Here is a 23,460-nt window from a genome sequence, read left to right on the forward strand (position 1 = left end):
AAGGAGGCGCCATGCGCCGGGTCACATCTCTATTCGCCATCGCGCTCGCCGCGGCCGCGCCATGGGCAGCCGCTGCAGAGTGGCAGCCGGTGGCCAGCATCCGCACCGCGGCGCTGTCGACGCTGCCGGCCGGCAGCGAAGGTGAGGCGCAGGTGGCCGATGCGCTACGCCTGCCGAAATGTGGCGGCGCGTTGCAGGTGCAGCCGACCGCCAACACCACGGTGGAGGTCAGCTGTCCCGATGCGGGCGGCTGGCGCCTGTTCGTGCCGGTGAAGGTGCGACGCAACCAGACCGTGCTGGTGCTCAACCGTGGAATCGGCACTGGAGAAACCCTTACCGCCGCCGATATCACGACTGCCCAGCGTGACGCCGCCCGGATTGCCGGTGCGGTGCTGGCCGATCCCAATGCAGCGATCGGCCGCATCGCCCGCCGTCCGTTGCAGGCCGGGGCCCTGCTGTCGAACAACGATCTGGTGGTGCAGCGTCTCATCAAGCGAGGAGACAATGTGGCCCTGGTATCGCGTCGCGGCTCGGTCGAGGTCCGCATTGCCGGTCGTGCGATGGGTGATGCCGGTGAGAACGAACGGGTCTCGGTCGAGAACCTGTCCTCGCGGCGGATCGTGCAGGGCACGGTCGACGCCGCAGGTGACGTAATCGTGGCGCGTTGAATTACCGCAAAATATCCCTAAAGATCACGGCCCTGCGGCCGTTATCCCTTGTGAACGGCAACTCCAGGACACCCCATGAGCCAGAAAATCGACGGCAACCTGCAGGTCCCCCAGGCACTGCGCAGCGTGACGACCCCGGCCAACAAGCCCGGCGTCAGCACCGATGCAGCGGCGCGCCCGGTCGAGGCGGCCGACAGCCTGCGCCTGACCGGCGAGGCCACCAATCTGCAGGCCATCGAGCGTGAGCTGACCACCGCCCCGGCGATCGATGCCCAGCGCGTGGCGGCTGTGCGTGAGTCGCTGCAGAACGGCACCTACAAGATCAATCCGGACGCGATCGCATCGCGCATGCTCGATCTGGACCAGCAGCTGCACGGATGACTGCGGCGATGAGCGAGCCGCTGCAGCGCCTCGCCCAGGCCCTGGACGTTGAACGCCAGGCCCTGGTCGAGCACGACGTGCACGCCTTGATCCGGGCCACCGGCGCCAAGCTGGAAGCGCTGCGGGCGCTGGAAGGCGCGCCGCCGGTGGGCGAGGGCGAACAGCTGCAGGAACTGGCCGAGCGCAACCGCGCCAACGGCGTGCTGCTGTCGCGCCGCCGCCGCGAGGTGAACTGGGCACTGCGCCAGCTCGGCCGCACCGAAGACGCCTCGGCCTACGATGCCAAGGGCCAGTCGCACACGGTCAGCATCGGCCGGCCTCTCGCCGTCGCCTGACGCGACGGCGGTCGCATAACCTCTCCCGGCGGGCTGAAGCCCGCTGCATGACCGCGTATATTGGGCGCCTGTTCGAACGCCCCGAGTCGCCGTGTCCGCTGCCAACGCCCTGGTTACCGCCCCCCTTCCGCCGCAACCGGTGTTGCAGGCCCTGCTTGAGCGCCTGCGCGAAGGTCTGCTGCTGTTCACCGATGACGGGCAGGTGGCCCTGGCCAATCCGGCCGCACAGAACCTGCTGGCCAGTGGCGAGGACGGCGGGCTGCCGCCGCCGCAGCGCCTGCGCGAACTGCTGCCCCCCGATGCGCTGGAACAGGCTCGCCAGCATGGCCACTGGAATGGCAGCCTGCCGCTGGGCGAGGGCGTGGTCATCGCCCACCTGTACCACCACGGTCCGGTCGGCGAAGGGCATTTTTTGGCCCTGTTCCGCCACATCGAAGGGCAGGAAGACTACGAGCGCGAACTGCAGCAGCGCCACGCCGAGCTGCGCCAGGCCTACCTGCGCCTCAATGGCACCCAGGAGAAGCTGCTGCAGTCGGAGAAGATGGCCTCGATCGGCCAGCTGGCTGCGGGCGTCGCGCACGAGATCAACAACCCGATCGGTTACGTGCACTCCAACCTGGGCAGCCTGCAGGAATACCTGCGCAGCCTGTTCACCGTGATCGAAGCCTACGAGCGCGCCTTGCGCGCACCTGACCCGAAGGCGCTGATTCCGGAAATCGATGACATCCGTGACCGCCTGGACATCGATTTCATCAGCCGCGACCTGCCGCAGCTGATGGCGGAATCGCGCGAAGGCATCGAGCGCGTCACCCGCATCGTGCGCGACCTGAAGGACTTCTCGTATTCCGGCCGCGACGAGTCCTGGAAGCTGGTCGACCTGCACGCGGGCCTGGAATCGACCATCAACATCATCTGGAACGAACTCAAGTACAAGGTCACCCTGGTACGCGAGTTCGGCCAGTTGCCGTTGGTGGAGTGCCTGCCGTCGGAGTTGAACCAGGTCTACATGAACCTGCTGCTCAATGCCGGCCATGCCATCGCCGAGCGCGGCACGATCACGGTGCGCACCGGCGTTGACGGCGATCACGTGTGGGTTGAATTCGAAGATACCGGCGGTGGCATCTCGCCGGAACTGCGCCAGCGCATCTTCGATCCGTTCTTCACCACCAAGCCAGTGGGCAGTGGCACCGGCCTGGGCTTGTCGATCTCCTACAGCATCATCAACAAGCACCACGGCCGCATCGACCTGGACAGCACCCCTGGCGTGGGCTCGCGCTTCCGCGTGGTCCTTCCGATCAAGCAGCCGCGCTGACCGCACCTGGTAGTGCCGGCCGCTGGCCGGCAACCTCATCCAGCCAGGCACCCCAGAGCAGCCGGCCAGCGGCCGGCTCTACCGGGCTGCATCGTCACCGCGGCGGGCGGTCCTCGCCACCATCTCCGCTTTCCACCGGCGCCGGTCCGGCATTGCTGCGGCGCTGTTCCTCGTAGGTGCGGAATGCCTGGTGGATGTGCTTGCGCAGCTCGTCGTCGTTCCAAGGCTTGGTCAGGAAGCGATAGATCGCGCCGCGGTTGATCGCATCGGTCACCGTGTTCAGATCGGTGTAGCCCGACAGCACCAGGCGGATCGTATCCGGGTACAGCATCTTCACCCGGCCCAGGAATTCGGTGCCGCTCATGTCGCTCATGCGCTGGTCGGACAGGATTACCTGCACGTCGTTGATCGCAAGCAGATCGAACGCATCACGCACGTTGCCGGCGGCCAGGATGCGGTAGCCGTCGCGGCGGAACAGGCGCACCAGCGAGCGCAGCACGTTTTCCTCGTCGTCCAGCAGCAGCAACGTGCGGTCCGGACGGGTTTCGGCGAAGGCTTCCGGGCGCAGGTAGCGGCGGCGCAGGGTCATGCCGGCGGCATCGGCCGACATCGGCTCGCCGAACAGGTAGCCCTGGAACACATCGCAGTCGTTGCGGCGCAGGAAGCCCAGCTGGGCCTGCGACTCCACGCCGTTGGCGATCACGGTCATGCCCAGCTGGTGGCCCATGGCGATGATCGCGCGGGCGATGGCCGCTTCGCGATTGCCGGCCGGCGCGCTCTTGATGAAGCTGCGGTCGATCTTCAGCTTGTCCACCGGGTAGCGCACCAGCGCGCTGAGGCTGGAGTCGCCGGTGCCGAAGTTGTCCAGGCTCAGGCTGATGCCTTCGTTGCGCAGGTTGGCCAGCGTCTCGTGCACGAAATTGACGTTGTTGGTCAGCGCGCTCTCGTTGATCTCCAGCGTCAGCATCTGCGCCGGTACGCCCGCCGCCTGCAGCAATGACATCACCTCGGCGAAGAAGTTCGGCCGCAGCAGCTGCAGGGTGGACACGTTCACCGCGATGGTGAAGTCATCAAAGCCCTGGTCGCGCCACAGCCGCGCCTGCTTCAACGCGCCTTCCAGCACCCAGGTGCCGATCTGCACGATGATGCCCAGGCGCTCGGCGGTGCGCATGAAGCGCTCCGGCACCAGCATGCCCAGGGTCGGCGACTGCCAGCGCAGCAGCGCTTCCATGCCCACCACGTGGCCGTCGCGGGCGCTCACCAGCGGCTGGTAGCGCAGCTTCAGCTCGCCATTGGGAATGGCATCGACAATCTGGCGCGCGATGATGCTCTCGCTGTGCGCGCTCGGCGGGGTGTCCACCGCATGGATGCGCACGGCATTGCCGCCTTCGCGGGCGGCCTGGTACAGCGCGTCCTCGGCATGGTCGAGCAGGCGTGAGGTGCTGCTGGCATGTTCCGGGCACAGGCTCACGCCCAGCTTGCCGGTCATGAACAGCGTGTACGGCAGCACCGACAGCGGCAGCTCCATCTGCTGGCGGATCTCTTCAGCGAAATCTTCCGGCAGCGGCAGATCGGTGGTGCGGGGCACTGCGATCAGGAATTCGTCGCTGCCATGCCGCCACAGCTTGCCGCGCCCGCGCAGGTAGGACTGCAGGCGTTGCGCCACCAGTACCAGCGCCTGGTCGCCCACTTCGGCACTCATGTTCTCGTTGACCGATGCGAAGTGGTCGATGTCCACGTGCATCAGCATCAGTGAGATGCCGCCGGAGGCCGCCTCGGCAACCATCGCCTGCAGCTCGGGGTTGCCGGCGCCAAGGCGGTCGGGGGCATCATCGATGCTGACCGGGGGCAGGTTGGGATTCCACATAGGCTCAGTATTCCGGTGAATCGACGGCAGCCATGCTGGCCGCCTGGTAGGGGAGGTGGACGTCGATCAGGGTGCCTTCGCCATGCGCGGACTCGATCCGCACGTGACCACCGACGCTCTGTGCGCGCTCGCGCATCACGATCAGGCCGAGGCCGCGCGGACCGTCCGGGTCGAAGCCCTCGCCATCATCGCGGATCTGCAGGTGCAGCCCACGCTGGCCGACATCGCGCAGCTGCAGCAGGACCTGGCTGGCGCGCGCATGGCGCAGCGCGTTGGTCAGGCTTTCCTGGGCGATGCGGAAGCAGGCCTGTTCGATGCTGTTGTCGGGGCGATGTGGCAACGGCTCGATCTCGGCCAGCAGCTCCACCGGCGAGGAGCGGAACAACACTCGTGCCTGCCAGCTCAGCGCCGCCTCCAGGCCCAGTGCATCCAGCTGCGGTGGGCGCAGCAGGGTGGAGATGTCGCGCAGCTTGGCCACGGTGGTGTCGGCCAGGCTGACGATCTGCGCCAGATCCTCGCCACGACGCTTTGGATCGTCCTCATCCTGCGCCGCATGCGCCGACAGCTTGATCGCGGTGATGGCCTGGCCGATGTCATCGTGCAGGTCGCGCGAGATCGCACGACGCTCGTCCTCCTGCAGCGAGAACAGCCGCCCGGCCATCGCCTGCAGTTCGCGGTTGCTGGTTTCCAGCGCGCTGCGGGTGCGCTCGGAATCGCTCAGGTCGCGCACGATCAGCAGCTTGCAGTCGCGGCCGCCGTAGCGCACTTCGCCCACCGCCAGGCCGGCATGGAAGCTGCGGCCGTCGCCACGCTGCATCGCCACCACGCTGCTGTGGCCGGGCCCCAGGTGGGGTTGGCCGGCACGCAGCTGGCTGCGCACCCGCGGCAGGTCGGCGGCAGCGACCAGTGCCGACAAGGGCTCGCCCAGCAGGGTATGGCTGCCGTAGCCGAACAGGCCGGCGGCCCAGGCGTTGGCGTACAGCACATGTTCGTCGGAGAGGATCACCACGCCATCGGGCAGCACCCGCACCAGCTCACGGAACTGCTCCTCGCGCTCGCGCAGCAGGCGCCGCGACTGCTCACGCTCGGTCACGTCCTGCAAAGTGCCCAGCACGCGGTTGCGGCCGGCCTCGTCGATACCACTGGCGGCGCGCAGGTGCACCATCAGCGCACGCCCATCCATCGACAGCAGCGGCAGCAGCACGTCCACCTGTACCGGCTCACCGGAACACAGCTCGGCCAGCAGCTGCTCGGTCTGGTTGGCGGTGGCCGGGTCGGCCGGCACCAGCAGTTCGTCGAAGCGGTGCCAGCGGCGGGCTTCGGGAGGGCGGCGGCCGAGCAGGCGATAGACCTGGTTGGAATAGCGGCCCTGCCCGGTGGACGGGTCCAGCTCCCAGGCGCCGATGCGGGCCAGCTCGTGGGCTTCCTCCACCCGCGCCAGCGCCTGGTCGCGGCGCAGCTGGGCCAGATCCTCGGCAGTGCGATCGATGGCGATCAGCAGGCGGGCGTTGTGGCCGTCGTAACTGATCGCGTTGGAGCGGAGCTCCATCTGCCGCAGCGAGCCATCGCGCAGCTGCAGCTGGGCACGCAGGATGCACAGCTCCTCGGGCGCCTCGCGGATCGCCTCCAGCTTGGTCTGCAGCGCCTGGTCCTGGCCCGGCGGCCACAAGGCATCGATGGTCTGTTCCAGCAGCTCGTCGCGGTCCCAGCCGAACGTGGTGCAGGCGGCAGGGTTGGCATCGAGGATCGCCAACGTGTCCAGGTCATAGACGAGGATCGGGCCGGGGTTGCCCTCGAACATCTGCCGCAGGCGCAGCTCCGAGGCCTGCTGGCGGGCATGGGTATGCAGCACGTGCTCGGCCAGTGGGCGCAGCAGCAGATACAGCAGGCCCGCACTGGCCAGGGCGAAGAACGAACCCTTCAGGCCCTGCCACAGTGCTGCCTGCCGCGGATCGGGCACCAGCGCCTGCACCACGCTGTCGGTGGAGATCATCCAGGCCAGTGCCATCACCAGGTAGCTCAGCACCACCCGGCGCCGGTCACGGCTCAGCGCCTGCGCCATCCGCGGGTCGGGAACTGGGGCGTTGCCGGTCGGATCTGCGGGCATGGACGGGGCGGGTGAAAAGGGGCGCCGGTCATCTTACCCCGCAGCGTGCCGTGACCACTCAATTATCCGCCGCAGGCGCCGTTAACCACTGCGTGCCCCGCTGACGGGCGTGTCATCCGGAGCAAGATCGCGTGGACCAAGGGATCATCGCCAGCCTGCTGCAGCACCCGCTTGCGTCGGCGCTGGTCATCGTCGACCGTACCGGGCGCCCGCTGGCGGCCAATCCGGCTGCGCGCGAGCATGGCCTGCCGGCCACCGTGGCTGCCTATGCGCCGATGCTGGAAGATCTGCGCCTGATGGCTGCCGATGGCGGCATCGTGGCCTGCACGCTGCCGGGCGGCCCGCGGGGTCACTACGACGGTCACCTGCGCGCCGTGCACGATGGTGCCGGCAACCTGTTGGCGTTCACCCTGAGCATTCCCGAGCCGGTGCCGGTCGACGGGGGAGGGCGTTGGGAACTGGCACTGGACAGCGCCGGCCATAGCCTGTGGGACTGGGACATCCCCAGTGACCGGGTGGTGCGCACGCCCGCGCTGGGCGACGAGACCGCCACCGAAATTCTGTCGCGCGTGCACAGCGAGGACATCACCCAGGTGCGCGCCGCGCTCGACGAGCACCTGCGCGGGCGCAGCGAGCAGTACAGCGCACAGTTCCGCTTCCGCCAGGGCGACGGCCAGTGGCGCTGGGTGCTGGATCGCGGCCGCGTGGTCGCGCGCACCGCCGACGGCCAGCCACTGCGCATGGTCGGTACCCATACCGATATCGAGCAGCAGAAGCAGCTCGAATCGCTGCTGCAGGAACAGCAGCTGCACCTGAGCGAGGCCCAGCGCATCGCCAGCATGGGCAGCTGGTCGTTCGATCCCAACAGCGGGCACTTCTGGTGGTCGCCGGAACTGCGCTCACTGCTGGCGCTGGAGCAGGGCGCCGTGCCCGGCCAGCGGCGCTGGCTGAAGCAGCTGCACCCGCGCTCGCGTGGCGTGCTGCGCGCGGCGTGGCGGCGCCTGTGGCGCGATGGCCGTGCCGCCAATCTCGAGCTGGAGCTGACCCGCGGCCATGAACCGTCGCAGCACCTGCGCCTGTGGATGCAACCGTTGCTGGACATGGACGGGCAGCCCAAGCGCCTGCTGGGGCAGGTGCAGAACATCACCGAGCAGCACCAGACCGATGCGTTGATCCGCTGGCGCACTGAACTGCTCAACCGCGTTTCCGCGCTCGGCCGCATCGGCGGCTGCGAGATCGAAGTGCAGACCCGGCACATGCAGTGGACCGAGGAGTGCTATCGCATCCACGGCCTGCGCAAGGAGCCGATCACCCTCGATCAGGCGATGGCGCTGTACACCGAAGACTCACGCGATGCGTTCGAGGCGGCGCTGGTCCGCATCGCCGGCGGCGGCCTGCCCGAGCAGCTTGACCTGTGTTTCTACCGCCAGTCCGGCCTGCGTGTCTGGGTGCAGGTGCTGATCGAGCTGGATCGTCGTGACGGTCTGCCGCCGCGCTTCGTGGTGTTGTTCCGTGACATCACCCGCGAGCGCGAGGCCAACGAGCGCATCGAATTGCTGGCCCACTACGACCTGCTGACCGGCCTGCCCAATCGTGTGCTGCTCGGTGAACAGACCGCCGAAGCCATCGAGGAAGCGCGCGACCGCGGCACCTCGTTGGCGATGCTGTTCATCGACCTGGACGGCTTCAAGACCATCAACGACAGCTTCGGGCATGCCACCGGCGATGCGCTGCTGAAGGCCGCCGCCACCCGCCTGCACCAGAACCTGCGCAACAACGACCTGTTCGGCCGCTTCAGCGGCGACGAGTTCATTGTGGTGCTGCGCGACCTGGCCGAGCCGGAAGATGCGGGACATGTCGCCCGCAAGCTGATTGCCTCCCTGGCCGAGCCGCTGCGCCGTGGCGAGACCACGTTGAAGGTCGGCGCCAGTGTCGGCATCGCGATGCTGGGCGATGCGCAGACCGATTTCGATTCACTGCTGCGCGCCGCCGACGCCGCGATGTACGCAGCCAAGGAAGCAGGGCGCAACACCTACCAGTACTACAGCCAGGACGCACTGGCCCGTATCCAGCGCAAGCTGGAGCTTGAGCACGCGCTGCACGGCGCGATCGAGCGCGAGGAGTTCAGCCTGGCCTACCAGCCGCTGCTGCACGCCCATCACGGCGAGCCGCCTGCGATCGAGGCGCTGCTGCGCTGGCATCGGCCCGGCATCGGCTACTGCAGCCCGGCCGAGTTCATTCCGATTGCCGAAAAGTGCGGCGAAATCGTGCGCATCGGCGACTGGGTACTGAACGAAGCCTGCCGCCAGGCGACCGCCTGGGACCGCGCCGGACTGCATTTCGACCGCATCGCGGTCAATGTATCGGCGGTGCAGCTGCGCGACCGCGGTTTTGCCGAACGTGTGATCGAGATCTGCCATGCCCATGGCTGGCCGCCGCAGCGGCTGGAGCTGGAACTGACCGAGTCGGCGCTGATCCGTGACACCGACATCCTGCGCCACTGCTTCGATGTGCTGGAACGGCACGGCGTGCCGCTGGCGGTGGACGACTTCGGTACCGGCTTCTCCAACCTCAATTACCTCAACCGATTCCCGGTGGGCCGCCTGAAGATCGACCGCAGTTTCGTGCAGGGCATGCTGCATGATTCGGGCACGGCCGAAGTAACCCAGGCCATCGTGCACCTGGGCCACGCCCTGGGCATGAAGGTGGTGGCCGAGGGCGTGGAAACGCACCAGGAAGAAGACATGCTGCGCCGCCAGGGCTGCGACGAGATCCAGGGCTACCTGTATTCGCGCCCGCTCAGCCCGCGCGACCTGGCGCAATGGCTGCGCCAGCAGCGCCCGGCACCGATGCACACCGACGCCAGCGGCGAAGCGGTGCTGGTGCGCTGACAGCCCGACGCTGGTGTAGCCCGGCTCTGGTGGGTGCCGACTCCGGTGGGTGCCGACCGTTGGTCGGCACTGATGCTGGTGCTCGCGATCATCCACGCATGGCGCGGATCTACTTCAGATACAGGCATCTGCTCTGGTAGGTGTCGACCTTGGTCGACACGAATGCCGGTGCTCGCGATCATCCACGCATGGCGTGGATCTACTTCGGAAATTCCGCCTTCAACTGCATGCGCAGCGCCTCGACGATGGCCGCATAGCGCCGCTTCTGGACCAGATAGCTGGCCAGGAACAGCGGCAGCACGAGCAGCATCGGTGCCACCATCGGGCGCATCGCCACCAGTGGCAACAGCAGCAGCGACAGGATGACCACGAACCAGCTGCACAGGCCGATCACCCGCACCTCGAGCCGTCGCGCGTTGAGTACGATACGACCGCGCATCACCGGGAAGTAGCGCAGGCCGAAGCTTGGTGCGAAGCTCTCGCGGAACGCCATGCTGCCATCGGGCAGCGCATGGAAGGTCAGTTGCAGCCATCTGTCCTGAGGCAGCTCACGTTCCAGGCTGCCGAGCGAGAGCCGGGCCTGCATGGCCGGTGATGCCGCGATGCGCTCATTGAACAGGGTGATGCCCCAGCTGAAATAGCTGGCCACCCAAGCCATCAGAAGGATGGTCTCGATCAACAGCACTGCGATCAGGGCGATGGCCATCGGTCTTCCATGAACGGGACCGGGGCATCATGCCACAACGATTTCGCCACCCCGGTAGATCCACGCCATGCGTGGATGTTGCGGCGAGGGCCAGGCGTCACACCGGCGGATGAAAGCCATGCACGCATGGCGTGCATCTACCGGTTCATCAACGCAATGCCTGCAATGGAATAGCTGGCGATCAGCAGCCCGAACACGTACGCCGCCACGATGATCAGCCAATACGTCACCGGTTCGATCTCCCGCCATGCATCAATGGTGCCGGCGCGGTGGTGGCTTAGATGGACATGCCCGGTATTGATCGCACTTGCCGCCATCCAGGCGCATAGAAAGGCCATCAGCATGAAGAGCAGGCTGCCGAACAGGAACGCGACAGGTCGATGCCGGGGCGGCCGCAAGGTGGCGTAGGCGGGACGCCAGGTAAAGGTGACCGCGATGAACACCATCGCAGCAAATCCCAGCCAGGTCATGAACGTGGTGCTCATGCGACGACACTCCGTGTCCAGCCGTAAGGGGCGTGGGCGGATCATGCCATGGGTCTGGACCGGGTGGCAGTGAACGCCATCCACGCATGGCGTGGATCTACTTCAGGGCTTCGCCATCCAGCCCGAGGTCCCACGCCAGTCCCAGCAGCGCCTCGTCCGCCCGCGACGGGCCAGGGCGCGCATCCGCCAACTGCTGCAGCTCGCGGATCTCCTCGCGTGCCACATCCTCCAGCTGCTGCAGCTGCTCACGCACGCTGGCGTTGCGCGGGCGCTCGGTATCGGTGAGGGAGGGCAGGGCGCGGATCAGGGTCATGGTGCGCGTACAGGATGCATCCAACGGCAGGTTACAGGCAAAGGCCCCGGACGAACCGGGGCCTTGCGCGCCGCCGGCGGCGGCAGCGGACATCAGGATCAGAACAGCTCGACCGTGCCAGCGCCCATGCTCTGCTGGGCGACCGGCTTGTGCGGCGGGCGTTCCCATTCGCTGCGCAGTTCGCGCAGGCGGCTGCCGGTGCGCTGCAGGGCGGTGGCGATCTCTTCGTCGAACACGCCGCCATTGCGGTGCAGCAGTTCCTGCAGGGCGACTGCTTCGCGGTTGATCGCGGTCAGGCGGTCCAGGTGAGTGTGCACGCCGCCCAGTGCCTGGGTGGCGATGTCTTCGAACTGCAGGGCGCGCACGGCCTCGGCCACGCTGCCATCGATCGAACGGGCGCACTCTGACACTTCGCGCATGCCGTCGCCCAGCGAAGCGTTGATCTGCGCGACGTTGTCGAGCATCGCCGCCGCTTCCTGGCGGGCTTCGCGGGAGCGGTCCATGTCACGCGAGGCCATGTGCGAGACCGTCTCGCGCACCTTGGCGATGGCGTCCTTGGAGCTGTGCGCCAGCTTGCGGATCTGCTCGTTGAAGGTGGTCGAGCGCTCGGACAGGTTGCGCACTTCGTCGGCAACCACCGCGAAGCCACGACCGGCTTCACCGGCACGCGCGGCTTCAATGGCAGCGTTCAGGGCCAGCAGGTTGGTCTGGTCGGCGATCGACTTGACGTCTTCCAGCAGCGCGAAGATGCCATCCAGGTGCTGCGCCATCTGGTCGATGTGCTGCACGGTGGTGCTGCTCTGGCCGCTGACCTGTTCCAGCGCTTCCACCAGCTGCTCCATGCGATGGCTGGCGTGCTGGGCGAAACGGGCGACGTCGAGGCCGGCATTGCCTTCATCACCGGCACGATCGACGATGCGCGACAGGGCCTGGCTCTGCTGGCGCGACTTGCGGTTCATGGCGTCGAAGCTGCCGCCCAGGCTGGACACCGCCTGGCGGATCAGGTCACGGGCGCGTTCCACTTCGCCACGCGAACCGTCGATCTCGTTGCCGACGAAGTTGCGCAGTTCGGTCAGCAGCTGGTCCTGCTCACGCAGGACACGGGCGTGTTCCGGGGAACGGTGCGCCTGGGCGCGGGTGGTCCACCACGCAAAGCCGAGCCAGCTCAGCGTCATCGTGGTCAGGATCGCCCAACGCAGGGCGACCGGCCATTCGAAACCGATGGCGAAGGGGAGCAGCAGGGTCAGAGCCAGGGGGGCGGCCAGACGGATGAAAATGCGTGAGTACATGGACGTTCTCGGGAGGTGCACGGAGGATGTATCGGCCGTACCCCCTTTCTCTTTAACGTCGATGTGCCTCGAAGTGCATTCTGAATGCGCCGGTTTTCCGGCGCCTTGGCGGCTTGGGGGTCGGATCCCTTTCCCACGGGAAAAGGGCTCTGACCCCATGGCCTCACGCCAGCTGGCGATCCACGGCCTCGATCATCGCCTTGCGGCTGAACAGGAAGTCCCAGTAGCTGCCGCCCAGCTGGCGCCACAACACCGCCGAACGCACCGCGGCCAGCAGCAGGGCGCGGATCTCGGCGACCACGCCGGCCTGGCCCAGGTAATGCGGGTTGCCCTGCACCATCACCCGCGGCTTCAGGTGGCTGATGGTGTCGGCGTACAGGCCGCCCAGGTTGGCCAGCACGTCCGGGTGGCCACTGTCGCCCAGTTCGACGGCCTGGCGCTGGGCACGCTCGATGCCCGAGGCGACCTTGTTCACGGTCGCCCCATCCTGAACGAAGCGGCGCTCCAGCTGCAGGACCGACAGCGCCAGCTTGGGCAGGATCGGATCCTGGCCCTGGCTGCGGAAGTAGTTGTGCAGCAGGCGTAGCCCGGCCTTCAGTGCATGGCGGTCTCCAAACACTTCCTGCGGCGAGGACGCATCGACGCGGAACACGCTGTCCACGGCGGTGCGCACGGCGGCGGCGTCGGAATGGCCGGTATCGGCGATGCGGCGTACCTGCTGCAGGGCCTGGGCAATGCCGGCCAGGGCCAGGACGCGGTCGTCGACAGTGAAACTCATGCAGCGATTACCTCAAAAGGGGAAGGGGTGGTGCGCAGGCGCTGTTCCAGCGGCGCATCGGTGGCGGCGATCACCGCACCACCCAGGCACACATCACCGTCATACAGCACCAGCGATTGACCGGGGGTAACGGCGCGCTGCGGGCGCGCGAAGGTGACCAGCACGCTGCCATCGTCCAGCACGTCGACCGTACACGGCTCATCGGGCTGGCGGTAGCGGGTCTGGGCGGTGCATTCGAAGCGCCGCGCGGGTGGTGAGCCGGCGATCCAGTGCGCGGTTTCCGAGCGCAGGCGATCGGACAGCATCCACTTGCTGTCGCGGTCCTGGTCCACGTACAGCACGTTGCTGGCCACATCCTTGCCGACCACGTACCACGGCGCGGCCGGGCGGCCACGCACGCCGCCGATGTTCAGGCCCTCGCGCTGGCCCAGGGTGAAATAGAACACGCCCGGGTGTTCGGCAATCACGCTGCCGTCGGCCGGGTCGAGGATCTGGCCGGTCCTGGCCGGCAGGTAGCGGCCGAGGAACTCTCGGAAATCCCGCTCGCCGATGAAACAGATGCCGGTGGAATCCTTCTTGGCGTGGGTCGGCAGGCCGACGTCGCGCGCGATCCGGCGCAGGTCGCTCTTTTCCAGGTCGCCGATCGGGAACAGGGTGGCCGCCAGCTGTTCCTGGCCCAGTTGGTGCAGGAAGTAGCTCTGGTCCTTGGATCGATCGGCGCCGCGCAGCAGCAGCCACTGGTGGCCGCGCTGGGTCACCCGTGCATAGTGGCCGGTGGCGATGCGCTCGGCGCCCAGCTCGCGGGCGGCATCCAGGAAATGCTTGAACTTTACTTCGCGGTTGCACAGCACGTCCGGGTTCGGTGTGCGGCCGGCCGCGTACTCGGCCAGGAAGTGCTCGAACACGCCCTGCCAGTACTCGCTGGAGAAGTCCCGGAAGTGGAACGGGATGCCGAGCAGGCCGCAGACGGCGACCGCATCGCGACGGTCATCCTCGGCGCGGCAGTCACCGCTGCCGTCGTCAGCCCAGTTCTGCATGAACAGACCGGCCACGGCCTCGCCCTGCTGTACCAGGCGCCAGGCGGCGACCGAGGAATCGACGCCACCGGAAACGCCCACCATCACGCGCGGAGTGCTCATGCGACCTCCCGGACCAGCGAAAGCGGATGGCGTTGGCCACCCAGGTAATCGGCCACCACCTGCCACACCAGCGGGCTGCGCTGGCGCTCACCGGCGGCCTGCAGCTCGGCCGGAGTCAGCCACAGCGCGCGGTCGATGCCGGTGTCCAGCGGCTGCGCCGGGTCGTGCGAGACCGGTCGCGCCGCGTAGCAGAAGCGCAGGAAGACGGTGCCGTCGCCGGCGGTCCACTGGTAGCAGCCGACGAAGTGGGTCAGTTGCACCGTCCAGCCGGTTTCCTCGCGGGTCTCGCGCAGGGCTGCCTCGGCCAGGCTTTCGCCCGGCTCGAGGTGGCCGGCCGGCTGGTTCAGCACCTGGCGGCCGTCGATGGTTTCTTCAACCAGCAGCACGCGGCCGCCGTCGACCACCACGGTGGCGACGGTGGCGTGCGGTGCCCAGCGCGGGTCCGGCGTGGTGTTCAACTCAGAACTCGTCCTTCTTGGTCAGTTCCAGCTCCATCGCGTCGGCGGTGCGGATGGCCGCATCGATGGCGTCGCTGAGCTGGTCGGCGGTGGCATCGGCGTCGATCTTCACCACGAACATCGCGGTGGTGTCCTGCTTCACCCAGCCGCCCATCTTGGCGTCCTGCGAATCTTCCAGCAGGCGGTTGGCCACGGTCACCGGGAACTGCTTGGTCTTGGCGCTGTAGGCCGGCGACCAGATCTCGCGGATGTTGTGGGTGCCGAAATCTTCCACCGCCGAGCGCACGTAGACCATCTGGGTGCGGTCACCCTCGACGTCGAAGACCATGCGGTAGTCGCCATCCTCGTCGACTTCGTAGGTGTAACCCAGCTTGTCCAGGTGGCGGGCCACGGACTTGTCGGCGCTGGTCGCGGCGGCGGCAGAGCCGGCAGCGGCCAGGGCGATCAGCAGGGCGGGGAGAAGGGTCCTTTTCATGAAGATCCTGTGAAACAGTGTTGAGAGAGGGTGCAATTGTGACGGTGGGCGTGCGTGCCGTCCAATCTGCGGCAGGCCGACGCAGGCTTGCCCGAGCCTCTATAATGGACGGATGCCCCATGAGTCCTCCCCCGATTCCCAGCACGAGCACGGCGTTGCCGTGGAGCCCGCGCGCCCGGAAGTGGCGCCGCCGCCGTTCTACCAGGTGATGCTGCTCAACGACGACTACACCCCGATGGATTTCGTGGTGGATGTGCTGCAGCAGTTCTTCAGCATGGACCTGGACAAGGCCACGCAGGTGATGCTGCACGTCCACACCCGCGGCCGCGGCGTCTGCGGGGTCTTCACCCGCGAAGTGGCCGAGACCAAGGTCGCCCAGGTCAACGAGTACTCGCGCATGAACCAGCACCCGCTGCTGTGCACGATGGAAAAGGCCTGAGCGGCTGTCGATTTTCGTCCGGGCGCATCGTTCCCGGATGGGTGTGCCCACCAAGGTGGGCACCTACCAAGGCATGAGGCCTGTATCGATCCTGGGCGGCCGTGCCCACCAAGGTGGGCATCTACCAGAACGCTGGATCACCCCTCCGCCAACGCCTCCAGCGCCATCCGTGCCACCGCCTCGTCGACGTCGGCGGGGGCGCCATCATCCCTGAACCACACCGCCGACAGCGCCGCGCTGGCTGCGATCCAGCGCAGCAAGCGTGTGCGTTCCAGCCCGGCCAGCGCACTGACCTGTTGCAGCCGTGCGGCAAAGCGCTCGGGCCGCGTAGCAACGTGGATGGCCGGGCCGCAGAGATCCGGGTTGCTGAACATCGTCGTGTAATCGAACGCACGGTCGCCCAGCAGCCGCTTCGGGTCGATCGCCAGCCAGCCGCGCGGGCCGAAATCCAGCACGTTGTCGTGGTGCAGGTCGCCGTGCAGCGGCCGGATCTCCCGTTCTTCCTGCAGTACCCCCTCCGCCAGCGATCTGCACTGTTCCAGCAGTGGTGGCAGCGTGGCCCTTGGCTGCAGCAGGTCGACGAACCATGTACGCAGGCAGACCAGTTCCGCTGGCGGCGCGCTCCGTGGCCGGTGCAGCCGCTGCAGGACCTGGCACAGGATCGTGGTGCAGGCGTCATCGTCGTCCTCGATCGAACGTTGCCGCAGCGAATCGCCGCCGGCACGCTCGATCAGGATCGCCGGCCCCTCGTGGGCCAGCAGGCGGGCAGCGCCATCGCCATCCCACCAGCGCAGCAGGCGATGGCTGTTCTGCTCCTCGGTTTCGCTGCTGACCTTCAGCATCGCCGGTGCGCCGGTGGCGGTCAGTACCGGCCAGAGTCGGGCATGGGGCGTTTCGATGGCCGGGCCATCACGCCGCAATCGCCAGCGGGTCAGGTAGGGTTCGCTCATGCTGGGCGGGCTCTCCTGGAGTGAATGAAGATCAAGCAATTCGCACTGCTAACGCCATCTGAACGCAGCAATCCGCTAGGGTGATGGAAATCGCGTAGTCAGGCCGCATATTGTCCCCATCTGCCGCCGGAGTAATCCATGTTCAGCAAAGACCTCGAACACACCATCGGCCAGTGCTACAAGCGCGCCCGTGAGGCCCGGCATGAATTCATGACGGTCGAACACCTGCTGTTGGCACTGCTCGACAACCCGTCCGCCCAGGCCGTATTGAAGGCCTGTGGCGCCGACGCAGAACGCCTGCGCCAGGAGCTGGAGCAGGCCATCGAGGCCTCCGTGTCCCGCCTGGCCGAAGATGACGGCCGCGATACCCAGCCGACCCTGGGCTTCCAGCGCGTGCTGCAGCGGGCCGTGTACCACGTGCAGTCCTCGGGCAAGAAGGAGGTCACCGGCGCCAACGTGCTGGTGGCCATCTTCGGCGAAAAGGACTCCCATGCCGTCTATTACCTCAACCAGCAGGATGTCACCCGGCTGGATGTGGTCAATTACCTGTCCCACGGCATCGCCAAGCTGGGCGAGGAAGGCGAGCAGCCGTCCTCCTCTTCCGAGGGCGAGAGCCGCATGGAAGGCGGGGAGGGCGAGCCGAAGGGCGATGCCCTGACCGAGTTCGCCAGCAATCTCAACGAACAGGCCCGGGCCGGTCGCATCGACCCGCTGGTCGGCCGTGCCGACGAGATCGAACGCACCATCCAGGTCCTGTGCCGCCGCCGCAAGAACAACCCGCTGTACGTGGGCGAGGCCGGCGTGGGCAAGACCGCGATTGCCGAAGGCCTGGCCCGCCGCATTGTCGAAGGCTCGGTGCCTGAGGTGTTGGCCGACGCGGTGATCTATTCGCTCGACCTGGGCGCGCTGGTGGCCGGCACCAAGTACCGCGGTGACTTCGAGAAGCGCCTGAAGAGCGTGCTGACCGCGCTGAAGAAGGTGCCCAACGCGGTGCTGTTCATCGACGAGATCCACACCATCATCGGTGCCGGTTCGGCGTCGGGCGGCACCATGGATGCCTCCAACCTGATCAAGCCGGCCCTGGCCTCCGGCGAGCTGCGCTGCATCGGTTCGACCACCTTCCAGGAGTACCGCGGCATCTTCGAGAAGGACCGGGCGCTGGCCCGTCGCTTCCAGAAGATCGACATCGTCGAGCCGACCGTTGGCGAGACCTACGAGATCCTGCAGGGCCTGAAGTCCAAATACGAACTGCACCACGGCGTGACCTATTCCGACGAGGCACTGCAGGCTGCGGTGGACCTGTCGGTGAAGCACATCGGCGACCGCCTGCTACCGGACAAGGCCATCGACGTGATCGATGAGGCCGGCGCCCGTCAGCGCCTGCTGCCGGAAGGTCAGCGCAAGGAGCTGATCGACGTCGAGGAAGTGGAGGCGATCGTCGCCAAGATGGCGCGCATCCCGACCAAGCAGGTCAGCGCCACCGACAAGGATGTGCTGCAGCACCTGGAGCGCAACCTGAAGATGGTGATCTTCGGCCAGGATCCGGCCATCGAGACGCTGTCCTCGGCGATCAAGCTGGCCCGTTCGGGCCTGGGCAATCCGGAAAAGCCGATCGGCAACTTCCTGTTCGCCGGTCCGACCGGTGTCGGCAAGACCGAGGTGACCAAGCAGCTGGCGCTGCAGCTGGGCATCGAGCTGGTCCGCTTCGACATGTCCGAGTACATGGAGCCGCATTCGATCAGCCGCCTGATCGGTGCCCCTCCGGGCTACGTCGGCTTCGACCAGGGCGGCCTGCTGACCGAGAAGATCGTCAAGACACCGCACTGCGTGCTGTTGCTGGACGAGATCGAGAAGGCGCACCCGGACATCTTCAACATCCTGTTGCAGGTGATGGACCGCGGCGTGCTGACCGATACCAACGGTCGTGAAGCCAACTTCAAGAACGTGGTGCTGGTGATGACCACCAATGCCGGCGCGGCGCAGGCCTCGCGGCGCTCGATCGGCTTCACCAAGCAGGACCATGCCACCGACGCGATGGAGACCATCCGTCGTAGCTTCACCCCGGAATTCCGCAACCGCCTCGACGCGGTGGTGCAGTTCCAGGCGCTGGGCTTCGAGCACATCCTGCGCGTGGTCGACAAGTTCCTGATCGAGCTGGAAATGCTGCTGCAGGACAAGCACGTCAGCCTGTCGGCCACGCCGACCGCGCGCGACTGGCTGGCCCACCACGGCTTCGACCCGCTGATGGGTGCGCGCCCGATGGCCCGCGTGATCCAGGACAAGATCAAGCGTCCGCTGGCCGACGAGCTGCTGTTCGGCAAGCTGGTCAACGGCGGCAAGGTGAACATCGATGTCCGCGACGACGAGCTGGTGGTCGAGACCCAGGCCGAGCCGGAGCGCCTGCTGCCGGCGACTGTGGAGTGAGCTGACGCCGGGCCTGGCCCGGTGGGCCTGAAACGACAAGGGCGGCTTCGGCCGCCCTTGTCATGTGCGCCGTCAGCGGCTGCGCTGGCGGGCCTTCTTCTTGAAGGTGGCCTCGTCGACAGGCTCGATCTGCGACACGATGCAGCGACTGGAATCGGTGTGCAGCTGGCTGCGCCCAGCGGCACACAGCAGGCCCTGCTGGCCGTCCGTGGAGAAACTCAGTTTCCGGGAGTAGCCCGCTGCCGAGCAGTCGTCCTGGAAATGCACGACGTAGTGGTCCTGGCCATTGCGTAGCAGGATGTTGCGCGAGGCGCCGGCGCGCACCAGTTGCTGATCGCTGCCCAGTTGGACGCAGTCACTGGCGGCGGAAGGGGTGTCGGCGGCGCGCGCGGGCAGTGCGCTGGTGGACGCGACAGCGGCGACGAGCAGAGCGGTCAGCGGGAGCATGTTCATGGCGGGGCAGGGGGATGGCGATCCGGACTGGATCGGGTCCCACGATGCCGCCACGGATGCAGATGCGAATCTGCCGCAAGCAGGGCTGACCGACGTCACGGTGAGTTCGGTCACGATGACCTCCGGCAGGGCCGGATTTCAGGCATGACAAAAGGCCAGCAACCAGGGCTGGCCTTGTCGAAGTGGCGCAGCGCGCCGACCGCTTACTTCATGCGGTAGGTGATACGACCCTTGGTCAGGTCGTACGGGGTCATTTCAACCTTGACCCGGTCACCGGTGAGGATGCGGATGTAGTTCTTGCGCATGCGGCCGGAGATGTGGGCGATGATTTCGTGCCCATTTTCCAGACGAACGCGGAAAGTGGTGTTCGGCAGCGTCTCGCTGACGGTGCCCTCGAACTCGATGGAATCGTCTTTCGACATGTAGTCCTGTGCGGTTCAGAAAACGGCCACGCTGGGCCTAAGGCGCGGTATTTTACGCGTGACGGGCCCAGCTTGCAAAGTTTGTGTTAACCCCCAGCCAAACGCTGTGCCGGCAAGCGTCCGACGGCCTGTGTCCACGGGCCTTCACGGCCGTCACGGCGTACGGCCTGGCGCACGTGCTGCAGGAATTCCGCGCGCGGCAGGTGTTCGGCACCCATCCGCAGCAGGTGCGGATTCTCCACCTGGGCATCGATCAGCTCCCAGCCCCAGCCGTCAAGCGTGGATGCCAGCGCCGTCAGCGCGATCTTGGAGCCACCGCTGGCGCCACTGAACATGCTCTCGCCGAAGAACATCGACCCGATGGCCACGCCGTAGATGCCGCCGACCAGCGACTGTCGGTCCCAGACCTCGAAGGAGTGCGCAAAGCCGAGGTCATGCAGCTGGCTGTAGGCCTCGACCATCGCCGGGCTGATCCAGGTGCCATCCTGGCCGGGCCGAGGTGCCGCCGCACAGGCGCGCATCACCCGGCTGAAAGCGGTGTCGGCGGTGACCTCCCAGGTGCTGCCGCGCAACTGGCGGCGGAAACGGCTGGACAGATGCACGCCCTCGGTGCGGAACACCACGCGTGGGTCCGGCGACCACCACAGGATCGGCTCGCCCTCGCTGAACCACGGAAAGATGCCGCCAGCGTAGGCGTTGAGCAGGCGTGCCGGATGCAGGTCGCCGCCCACTGCCAGCAGGCCGTCGGGCTGGCGCAGGGCCGTCTCGGCCGGGGGGAATGGCGCGTCCGGCGCATCGGCCAGGCGCCAGGGCAGCTGGCGGGTCATGTCCTCATTGTATTCGTCGTGGTGATCGCTGATGTCTGGCACCATCAGCCTCCAACGGCAAGGAGCCCCACGGCATGAGTGACGCGATCACCGCCATCCTCGATGTGCACGACACCCCGCGCACGCGTAACGACAGCCAGGGGATGCTGCTGGCGTTGGCCAGCGAGGCGCCTTTGCAGCTCGGTGGGCTGATGCTGCAGGCGCTCGCCCGACGCTCGCCCAGCTCGACTTTCCTCGATACTGCACTGGACCTGCTGCGGGATGAGTCAGTGGCGCCGGTCTGTGCCGAGGCCTGGCGGCGCTATCGGGATGGCGAGCGCGGCGAGCTGCTGGCCAGTGTGATCGAATTCGCCAGCTACCAGGCGCCTCAGGTGCTGCAGGACGACTGGGAGGCCTTGCTGGTGCTGGCCACCGAAGACGAGCTGCAGCTGGCCTCGCAGGTGTGGCGGGACCTGCCAGCCGAGGTGGCCGCGCAGTGGGCGCAGGCCCTGGCCGAGGCTGGGGACGATCGTGAGATGGCGCGGGCCAGGGTACTGCTGCTCGCCACACAGCCGGACAGCTACCCGGCGGCCCGCGGATACCTCGCCGACTGGGGGCAGCTGGACCCCGAGGTCTGGGCGCATTGGGCCGGCGTTGCCAACGGTGCGCGGCCGCGCCGCCTGCATGGGGAGCGGCCGCTGCACATCCGCTTCGGCCGCGAGCAGCATCGCGCTCAGGTGGCCGACGAGCCGAGCTGGCGCAAACGCATCTGGCGCCTGCATCCGACCTGGAATGGTGGGCAGGTACAGCACGCCGGCCACATGGGCGGACCACTGGAAGCGCTGTGTGGCAGCTGCCATGCGCCGCTGCAGCGCCTGCTGCAGACCGACGCTGCCGCGCTGCAGCCGGGTGCAGCGGGCGAGATCACGCTGGGCCTGTGCCTGGACTGCTGCGGCTGGGAAGATCCGCCGGTGCGCTTCTATCGCCACGACGGCGAGGGCCTGCCCGGCTGCCATCCCAGCCAGTACCGCGAGGTGCCGAACACGCCCACCGACAGCGGCGACCTGATGCAGGCCGAGGTGGGCCTTGTGGCGCTGGAAAGCGTGCGCTGGCAGCAACAGGACTGGGGCCAGTCCAATCATCGGCAGAACCTGTCACGCGTGGGCGGTGCGCCCAGCTGGGTGCAGAGTGCCTGGTACCCTGCGTGCATCGATTGCGGCGAGGAGATGCCCTTCGTGATGCAGCTGGATTCGACGCTGCCGACCACGCGTGAGGGTACGCTGCTGTGGGGCAGTGGCGGCATGCTCTACACGTTCTGGTGCGCGACGTGCCGGGTGAGTGGGCACTTCTGGCAGTGCACCTGAGCGCAGCGCACTCGCCATCGCGCTGGTAAACGCCAACCCTATGGCCTGGTGGGTGCCGATCTTGCCTCGGTCGGACGTCCTGGTAGGTGCCAACCTTGGTTGGCACGCTTTTCCGCTACGGCTCTACGCGGAACGGGCCATGCCCCTGCAGCTCCTGCTGGTAACGCCGCACATCGCGCCGCTCCTGCCGGCACCAGTCCTGCAGCGCCTCGGCGAACTCCGTGTCGGCCACCCAATGCCGGCTGCGCACCAGCGTAGGCAGGAAGCCGCGTGCCAGCTTGTGCTCGCCCTGCGCTCCGGGCTCGAAACGGGTCAGCCCCTCGCGCAGGCAGTATTCGATGCCCTGGTAATAGCAGGCCTCGAAATGCAGGCCGGGCAGGGCGCCGCCGCCCCAGTAGCGGCCGTACAGCGTGTCGCCACCGCGCAGGCACAGCGCGCCGGCAATCGGCTGGCCGTCCTGTTCGGCCAGGAACAGCACCAGCCCACGACCCAATGAAATGGCCAGATGGCGCAGGAAGGTTTCGGTCAGGGCCGGAGCGTTGCCGTACTCGAGGAACGTCTGCAGGTAGAAGCGGTACATCGCCTGCAGGTCGGCGCGGCTGGCCTCGTCGCCATGCACCACGCGAAAGGTGATGCCCTGGCGGGTGACCTTGGCCCGTTCCTGGCGGATGTTCTTGCGGTGCTTGTGGTCCATCGCGCCGAGGAACTGATCGAACGTCGCCCAGTCACCCGGGTTCTGCCACTGGAACTGCACGTCCTCGCGCAGCAGCCAGTCATCGCCGAACAGTGCCTCGTCGCCCGCGGTGTGGAAATTGATATGGGCCGAGGACACGTCCAGTGCCGGCAGCGCATCACGCAACGCCGACAGCAACGCGGCGCGTTCTGAATCGTGACGGGCCAGCAGCCGCGGGCCGGTGACCGGCGAGTACGGCACCGCGCCCAGCCATTTCGGGTAGTAGTCACGGCCGTGGCGGGCATAGGCGTTGGCCCAGGCGTGGTCGAACACGAACTCGCCGTGCGAATTAGTCTTCAGGTAACCCGGAATGGCGCCCATCAGGCGGTCGCCCTCCCACAGCGTGAAGTGCCGGGGCTGCCAGCCCCAGTCCTCGCGCAGGCAGCCGTGCTGTTCCAGGCCTGAGAGGAAGGCGTGGCTGACGAACGGGTTCTGGCCGTCGTGCAGGGCGTCCCAGTCGGTGGCGGGAATGGACTGCAGGGAGTCGAGGAAGCGGGCTGAGGACATGGTTGGCAAGGATAGGCCAGGTGGATCGCGAACGGTGTTGGCGGGGCTGGGTTGGTTTGTTCCGGTTGGGGGTGAGGAAAATTTGAATTCTCCATCCGTGTGCGCTTGGTTGCGAAATGCCTGAATGCACGGGGGCAGAGTGAGCTGCGCCGCTGGAG

Annotated in this window: 23 protein-coding genes; 8 read left to right on the top strand and 15 right to left on the bottom strand. The window is 67.1% G+C overall.

Features of this window, described 5'->3' with window-relative positions:
* Positions 1–11: 11 nt before the first annotated feature.
* From flgA to EGM71_RS10000, 4 genes are all read left to right on the top strand, one after another.
* Positions 12–668 (top strand): flagellar basal body P-ring formation chaperone FlgA, encoded by a 657-nt coding sequence (flgA, locus tag EGM71_RS09985; protein ID WP_188489552.1) that lies wholly within the window; start codon positions 12–14, stop codon positions 666–668.
* A 75-nt stretch (positions 669–743) separates the two neighbouring features.
* Positions 744–1,049 (top strand): flagellar biosynthesis anti-sigma factor FlgM, encoded by a 306-nt coding sequence (gene flgM / locus EGM71_RS09990; protein WP_005409579.1) that lies wholly within the window; start codon positions 744–746, stop codon positions 1,047–1,049.
* Positions 1,046–1,384 (top strand): FlgN family protein, encoded by a 339-nt coding sequence (locus EGM71_RS09995; RefSeq protein WP_014037132.1) that lies wholly within the window; start codon positions 1,046–1,048, stop codon positions 1,382–1,384. Before flgM ends, EGM71_RS09995 begins: the two co-directional genes overlap by 4 nt.
* 91 nt (positions 1,385–1,475) lie before the next feature.
* Positions 1,476–2,696: an ATP-binding protein gene (locus EGM71_RS10000; RefSeq protein ID WP_188489554.1), complete on the top strand. Its 1,221-nt coding sequence runs from the start codon at positions 1,476–1,478 to the stop codon at positions 2,694–2,696.
* Between the two features lie 94 nt (positions 2,697–2,790).
* Here the strand turns inward: EGM71_RS10000 and EGM71_RS10005 are convergent, their stop codons facing one another.
* Positions 2,791–4,563, bottom strand: a complete 1,773-nt coding sequence (locus EGM71_RS10005) for an EAL domain-containing protein (protein ID WP_188489556.1) — start codon at positions 4,561–4,563, stop codon at positions 2,791–2,793.
* A 4-nt stretch (positions 4,564–4,567) separates the two neighbouring features.
* The gene (locus EGM71_RS10010; protein WP_188489558.1) at positions 4,568–6,670 is read right to left on the bottom strand and encodes a PAS domain-containing sensor histidine kinase; all 2,103 of its coding nucleotides are present in this window, start codon (positions 6,668–6,670) and stop codon (positions 4,568–4,570) included.
* 131 nt (positions 6,671–6,801) lie between these two features.
* Between EGM71_RS10010 and EGM71_RS10015 the strand changes: the two genes are divergently transcribed.
* On the top strand, positions 6,802–9,561 hold the full coding sequence (locus EGM71_RS10015; RefSeq protein ID WP_188489560.1) for a bifunctional diguanylate cyclase/phosphodiesterase: 2,760 nt from the start codon (positions 6,802–6,804) through the stop codon (positions 9,559–9,561).
* 199 nt (positions 9,562–9,760) lie between these two features.
* On the opposite strand, the gene EGM71_RS10020 is transcribed toward EGM71_RS10015, so the two are convergent.
* From EGM71_RS10020 to EGM71_RS10055, 8 genes are all read right to left on the bottom strand, one after another.
* The gene (locus tag EGM71_RS10020; protein ID WP_188489562.1) at positions 9,761–10,267 is read right to left on the bottom strand and encodes a hypothetical protein; all 507 of its coding nucleotides are present in this window, start codon (positions 10,265–10,267) and stop codon (positions 9,761–9,763) included.
* A 137-nt stretch (positions 10,268–10,404) separates the two neighbouring features.
* Positions 10,405–10,752, bottom strand: a complete 348-nt coding sequence (locus tag EGM71_RS10025; protein ID WP_188489564.1) for a hypothetical protein — start codon at positions 10,750–10,752, stop codon at positions 10,405–10,407.
* Positions 10,753–10,849: 97 nt separating this feature from the next.
* The gene (locus tag EGM71_RS10030) at positions 10,850–11,065 is read right to left on the bottom strand and encodes a hypothetical protein (RefSeq protein ID WP_188489566.1); all 216 of its coding nucleotides are present in this window, start codon (positions 11,063–11,065) and stop codon (positions 10,850–10,852) included.
* A 98-nt stretch (positions 11,066–11,163) separates the two neighbouring features.
* Positions 11,164–12,354 carry a methyl-accepting chemotaxis protein gene (locus tag EGM71_RS10035; protein WP_188489567.1) on the bottom strand — a complete coding sequence of 397 codons (1,191 nt, stop codon included), beginning with the start codon at positions 12,352–12,354 and terminating at the stop codon, positions 11,164–11,166.
* A 163-nt stretch (positions 12,355–12,517) separates the two neighbouring features.
* Positions 12,518–13,132: a high frequency lysogenization protein HflD gene (gene hflD / locus EGM71_RS10040; RefSeq protein WP_032127363.1), complete on the bottom strand. Its 615-nt coding sequence runs from the start codon at positions 13,130–13,132 to the stop codon at positions 12,518–12,520.
* Entirely contained in the window at positions 13,129–14,271 is a 1,143-nt protein-coding gene (mnmA, locus tag EGM71_RS10045; RefSeq protein WP_188489569.1) for a tRNA 2-thiouridine(34) synthase MnmA, read from the bottom strand. Before mnmA ends, hflD begins: the two co-directional genes overlap by 4 nt.
* The gene (locus EGM71_RS10050; RefSeq protein WP_188489571.1) at positions 14,268–14,729 is read right to left on the bottom strand and encodes an NUDIX hydrolase; all 462 of its coding nucleotides are present in this window, start codon (positions 14,727–14,729) and stop codon (positions 14,268–14,270) included. The genes mnmA and EGM71_RS10050 overlap by 4 nt, the downstream gene beginning before the upstream one ends.
* Position 14,730: 1 nt before the next feature.
* Positions 14,731–15,204 (bottom strand): hypothetical protein, encoded by a 474-nt coding sequence (locus EGM71_RS10055; RefSeq protein WP_188489573.1) that lies wholly within the window; start codon positions 15,202–15,204, stop codon positions 14,731–14,733.
* A 112-nt stretch (positions 15,205–15,316) separates the two neighbouring features.
* Here EGM71_RS10055 and clpS point away from each other — a divergent pair, with 112 nt between their 5' ends.
* Positions 15,317–15,643 (top strand): ATP-dependent Clp protease adapter ClpS, encoded by a 327-nt coding sequence (gene clpS / locus EGM71_RS10060; protein WP_005416477.1) that lies wholly within the window; start codon positions 15,317–15,319, stop codon positions 15,641–15,643.
* Between the two features lie 137 nt (positions 15,644–15,780).
* On the opposite strand, the gene EGM71_RS10065 is transcribed toward clpS, so the two are convergent.
* A complete protein-coding gene (locus EGM71_RS10065; protein ID WP_188489575.1) occupies positions 15,781–16,593 on the bottom strand; it encodes an APH(6) family putative aminoglycoside O-phosphotransferase in 813 nt (270 codons plus the stop codon).
* A gap of 138 nt (positions 16,594–16,731) precedes the next feature.
* Here EGM71_RS10065 and clpA point away from each other — a divergent pair, with 138 nt between their 5' ends.
* Positions 16,732–19,017, top strand: a complete 2,286-nt coding sequence (clpA, locus tag EGM71_RS10070) for an ATP-dependent Clp protease ATP-binding subunit ClpA (protein WP_101765425.1) — start codon at positions 16,732–16,734, stop codon at positions 19,015–19,017.
* 72 nt (positions 19,018–19,089) lie between these two features.
* Here clpA and EGM71_RS10075 read toward each other — a convergent pair whose 3' ends face one another.
* The 3 genes from EGM71_RS10075 to aat form a co-directional block, all read right to left on the bottom strand.
* Entirely contained in the window at positions 19,090–19,584 is a 495-nt protein-coding gene (locus tag EGM71_RS10075; RefSeq protein WP_223224564.1) for a hypothetical protein, read from the bottom strand.
* 89 nt (positions 19,585–19,673) lie between these two features.
* Entirely contained in the window at positions 19,674–19,892 is a 219-nt protein-coding gene (gene infA / locus EGM71_RS10080; RefSeq protein WP_005409596.1) for a translation initiation factor IF-1, read from the bottom strand.
* An 86-nt stretch (positions 19,893–19,978) separates the two neighbouring features.
* The gene (aat, locus tag EGM71_RS10085) at positions 19,979–20,719 is read right to left on the bottom strand and encodes a leucyl/phenylalanyl-tRNA--protein transferase (RefSeq protein WP_188489801.1); all 741 of its coding nucleotides are present in this window, start codon (positions 20,717–20,719) and stop codon (positions 19,979–19,981) included.
* Positions 20,720–20,793: 74 nt separating this feature from the next.
* Here aat and EGM71_RS10090 point away from each other — a divergent pair, with 74 nt between their 5' ends.
* Positions 20,794–22,062 carry a hypothetical protein gene (locus EGM71_RS10090; protein ID WP_188489577.1) on the top strand — a complete coding sequence of 423 codons (1,269 nt, stop codon included), beginning with the start codon at positions 20,794–20,796 and terminating at the stop codon, positions 22,060–22,062.
* A 115-nt stretch (positions 22,063–22,177) separates the two neighbouring features.
* On the opposite strand, the gene EGM71_RS10095 is transcribed toward EGM71_RS10090, so the two are convergent.
* On the bottom strand, positions 22,178–23,302 hold the full coding sequence (locus EGM71_RS10095; protein ID WP_188489579.1) for a GNAT family N-acetyltransferase: 1,125 nt from the start codon (positions 23,300–23,302) through the stop codon (positions 22,178–22,180).
* Positions 23,303–23,460: the final 158 nt, after the last annotated feature.

Source organism: Stenotrophomonas maltophilia (assembly GCF_006970445.1).
In the GTDB taxonomy this organism is placed as follows: Bacteria; Pseudomonadota; Gammaproteobacteria; order Xanthomonadales; family Xanthomonadaceae; genus Stenotrophomonas; species Stenotrophomonas maltophilia_AU.

Excerpts from the sequence above, each read along its gene's own strand:
- flgA (WP_188489552.1), top strand. The coding sequence starts at position 12 with ATGCGCCGGGTCACATCTCTATTCGCCATCGCGCTCGCCGCGGCCGCG.
- flgM (WP_005409579.1), top strand. The coding sequence starts at position 744 with ATGAGCCAGAAAATCGACGGCAACCTGCAGGTCCCCCAGGCACTGCGC.
- EGM71_RS09995 (WP_014037132.1), top strand. The coding sequence starts at position 1,046 with ATGACTGCGGCGATGAGCGAGCCGCTGCAGCGCCTCGCCCAGGCCCTG.
- EGM71_RS10005 (WP_188489556.1), bottom strand. The coding sequence starts at position 4,563 with ATGTGGAATCCCAACCTGCCCCCGGTCAGCATCGATGATGCCCCCGAC.
- EGM71_RS10010 (WP_188489558.1), bottom strand. The coding sequence starts at position 6,670 with ATGCCCGCAGATCCGACCGGCAACGCCCCAGTTCCCGACCCGCGGATG.
- EGM71_RS10020 (WP_188489562.1), bottom strand. The coding sequence starts at position 10,267 with ATGGCCATCGCCCTGATCGCAGTGCTGTTGATCGAGACCATCCTTCTG.
- EGM71_RS10025 (WP_188489564.1), bottom strand. The coding sequence starts at position 10,752 with ATGAGCACCACGTTCATGACCTGGCTGGGATTTGCTGCGATGGTGTTC.
- EGM71_RS10030 (WP_188489566.1), bottom strand. The coding sequence starts at position 11,065 with ATGACCCTGATCCGCGCCCTGCCCTCCCTCACCGATACCGAGCGCCCG.
- EGM71_RS10035 (WP_188489567.1), bottom strand. The coding sequence starts at position 12,354 with ATGTACTCACGCATTTTCATCCGTCTGGCCGCCCCCCTGGCTCTGACC.
- hflD (WP_032127363.1), bottom strand. The coding sequence starts at position 13,132 with ATGAGTTTCACTGTCGACGACCGCGTCCTGGCCCTGGCCGGCATTGCC.
- mnmA (WP_188489569.1), bottom strand. The coding sequence starts at position 14,271 with ATGAGCACTCCGCGCGTGATGGTGGGCGTTTCCGGTGGCGTCGATTCC.
- EGM71_RS10055 (WP_188489573.1), bottom strand. The coding sequence starts at position 15,204 with ATGAAAAGGACCCTTCTCCCCGCCCTGCTGATCGCCCTGGCCGCTGCC.
- clpS (WP_005416477.1), top strand. The coding sequence starts at position 15,317 with ATGCCCCATGAGTCCTCCCCCGATTCCCAGCACGAGCACGGCGTTGCC.
- EGM71_RS10065 (WP_188489575.1), bottom strand. The coding sequence starts at position 16,593 with ATGAGCGAACCCTACCTGACCCGCTGGCGATTGCGGCGTGATGGCCCG.
- clpA (WP_101765425.1), top strand. The coding sequence starts at position 16,732 with ATGTTCAGCAAAGACCTCGAACACACCATCGGCCAGTGCTACAAGCGC.
- infA (WP_005409596.1), bottom strand. The coding sequence starts at position 19,892 with ATGTCGAAAGACGATTCCATCGAGTTCGAGGGCACCGTCAGCGAGACG.
- aat (WP_188489801.1), bottom strand. The coding sequence starts at position 20,719 with ATGACCCGCCAGCTGCCCTGGCGCCTGGCCGATGCGCCGGACGCGCCA.
- EGM71_RS10090 (WP_188489577.1), top strand. The coding sequence starts at position 20,794 with ATGAGTGACGCGATCACCGCCATCCTCGATGTGCACGACACCCCGCGC.
- EGM71_RS10095 (WP_188489579.1), bottom strand. The coding sequence starts at position 23,302 with ATGTCCTCAGCCCGCTTCCTCGACTCCCTGCAGTCCATTCCCGCCACC.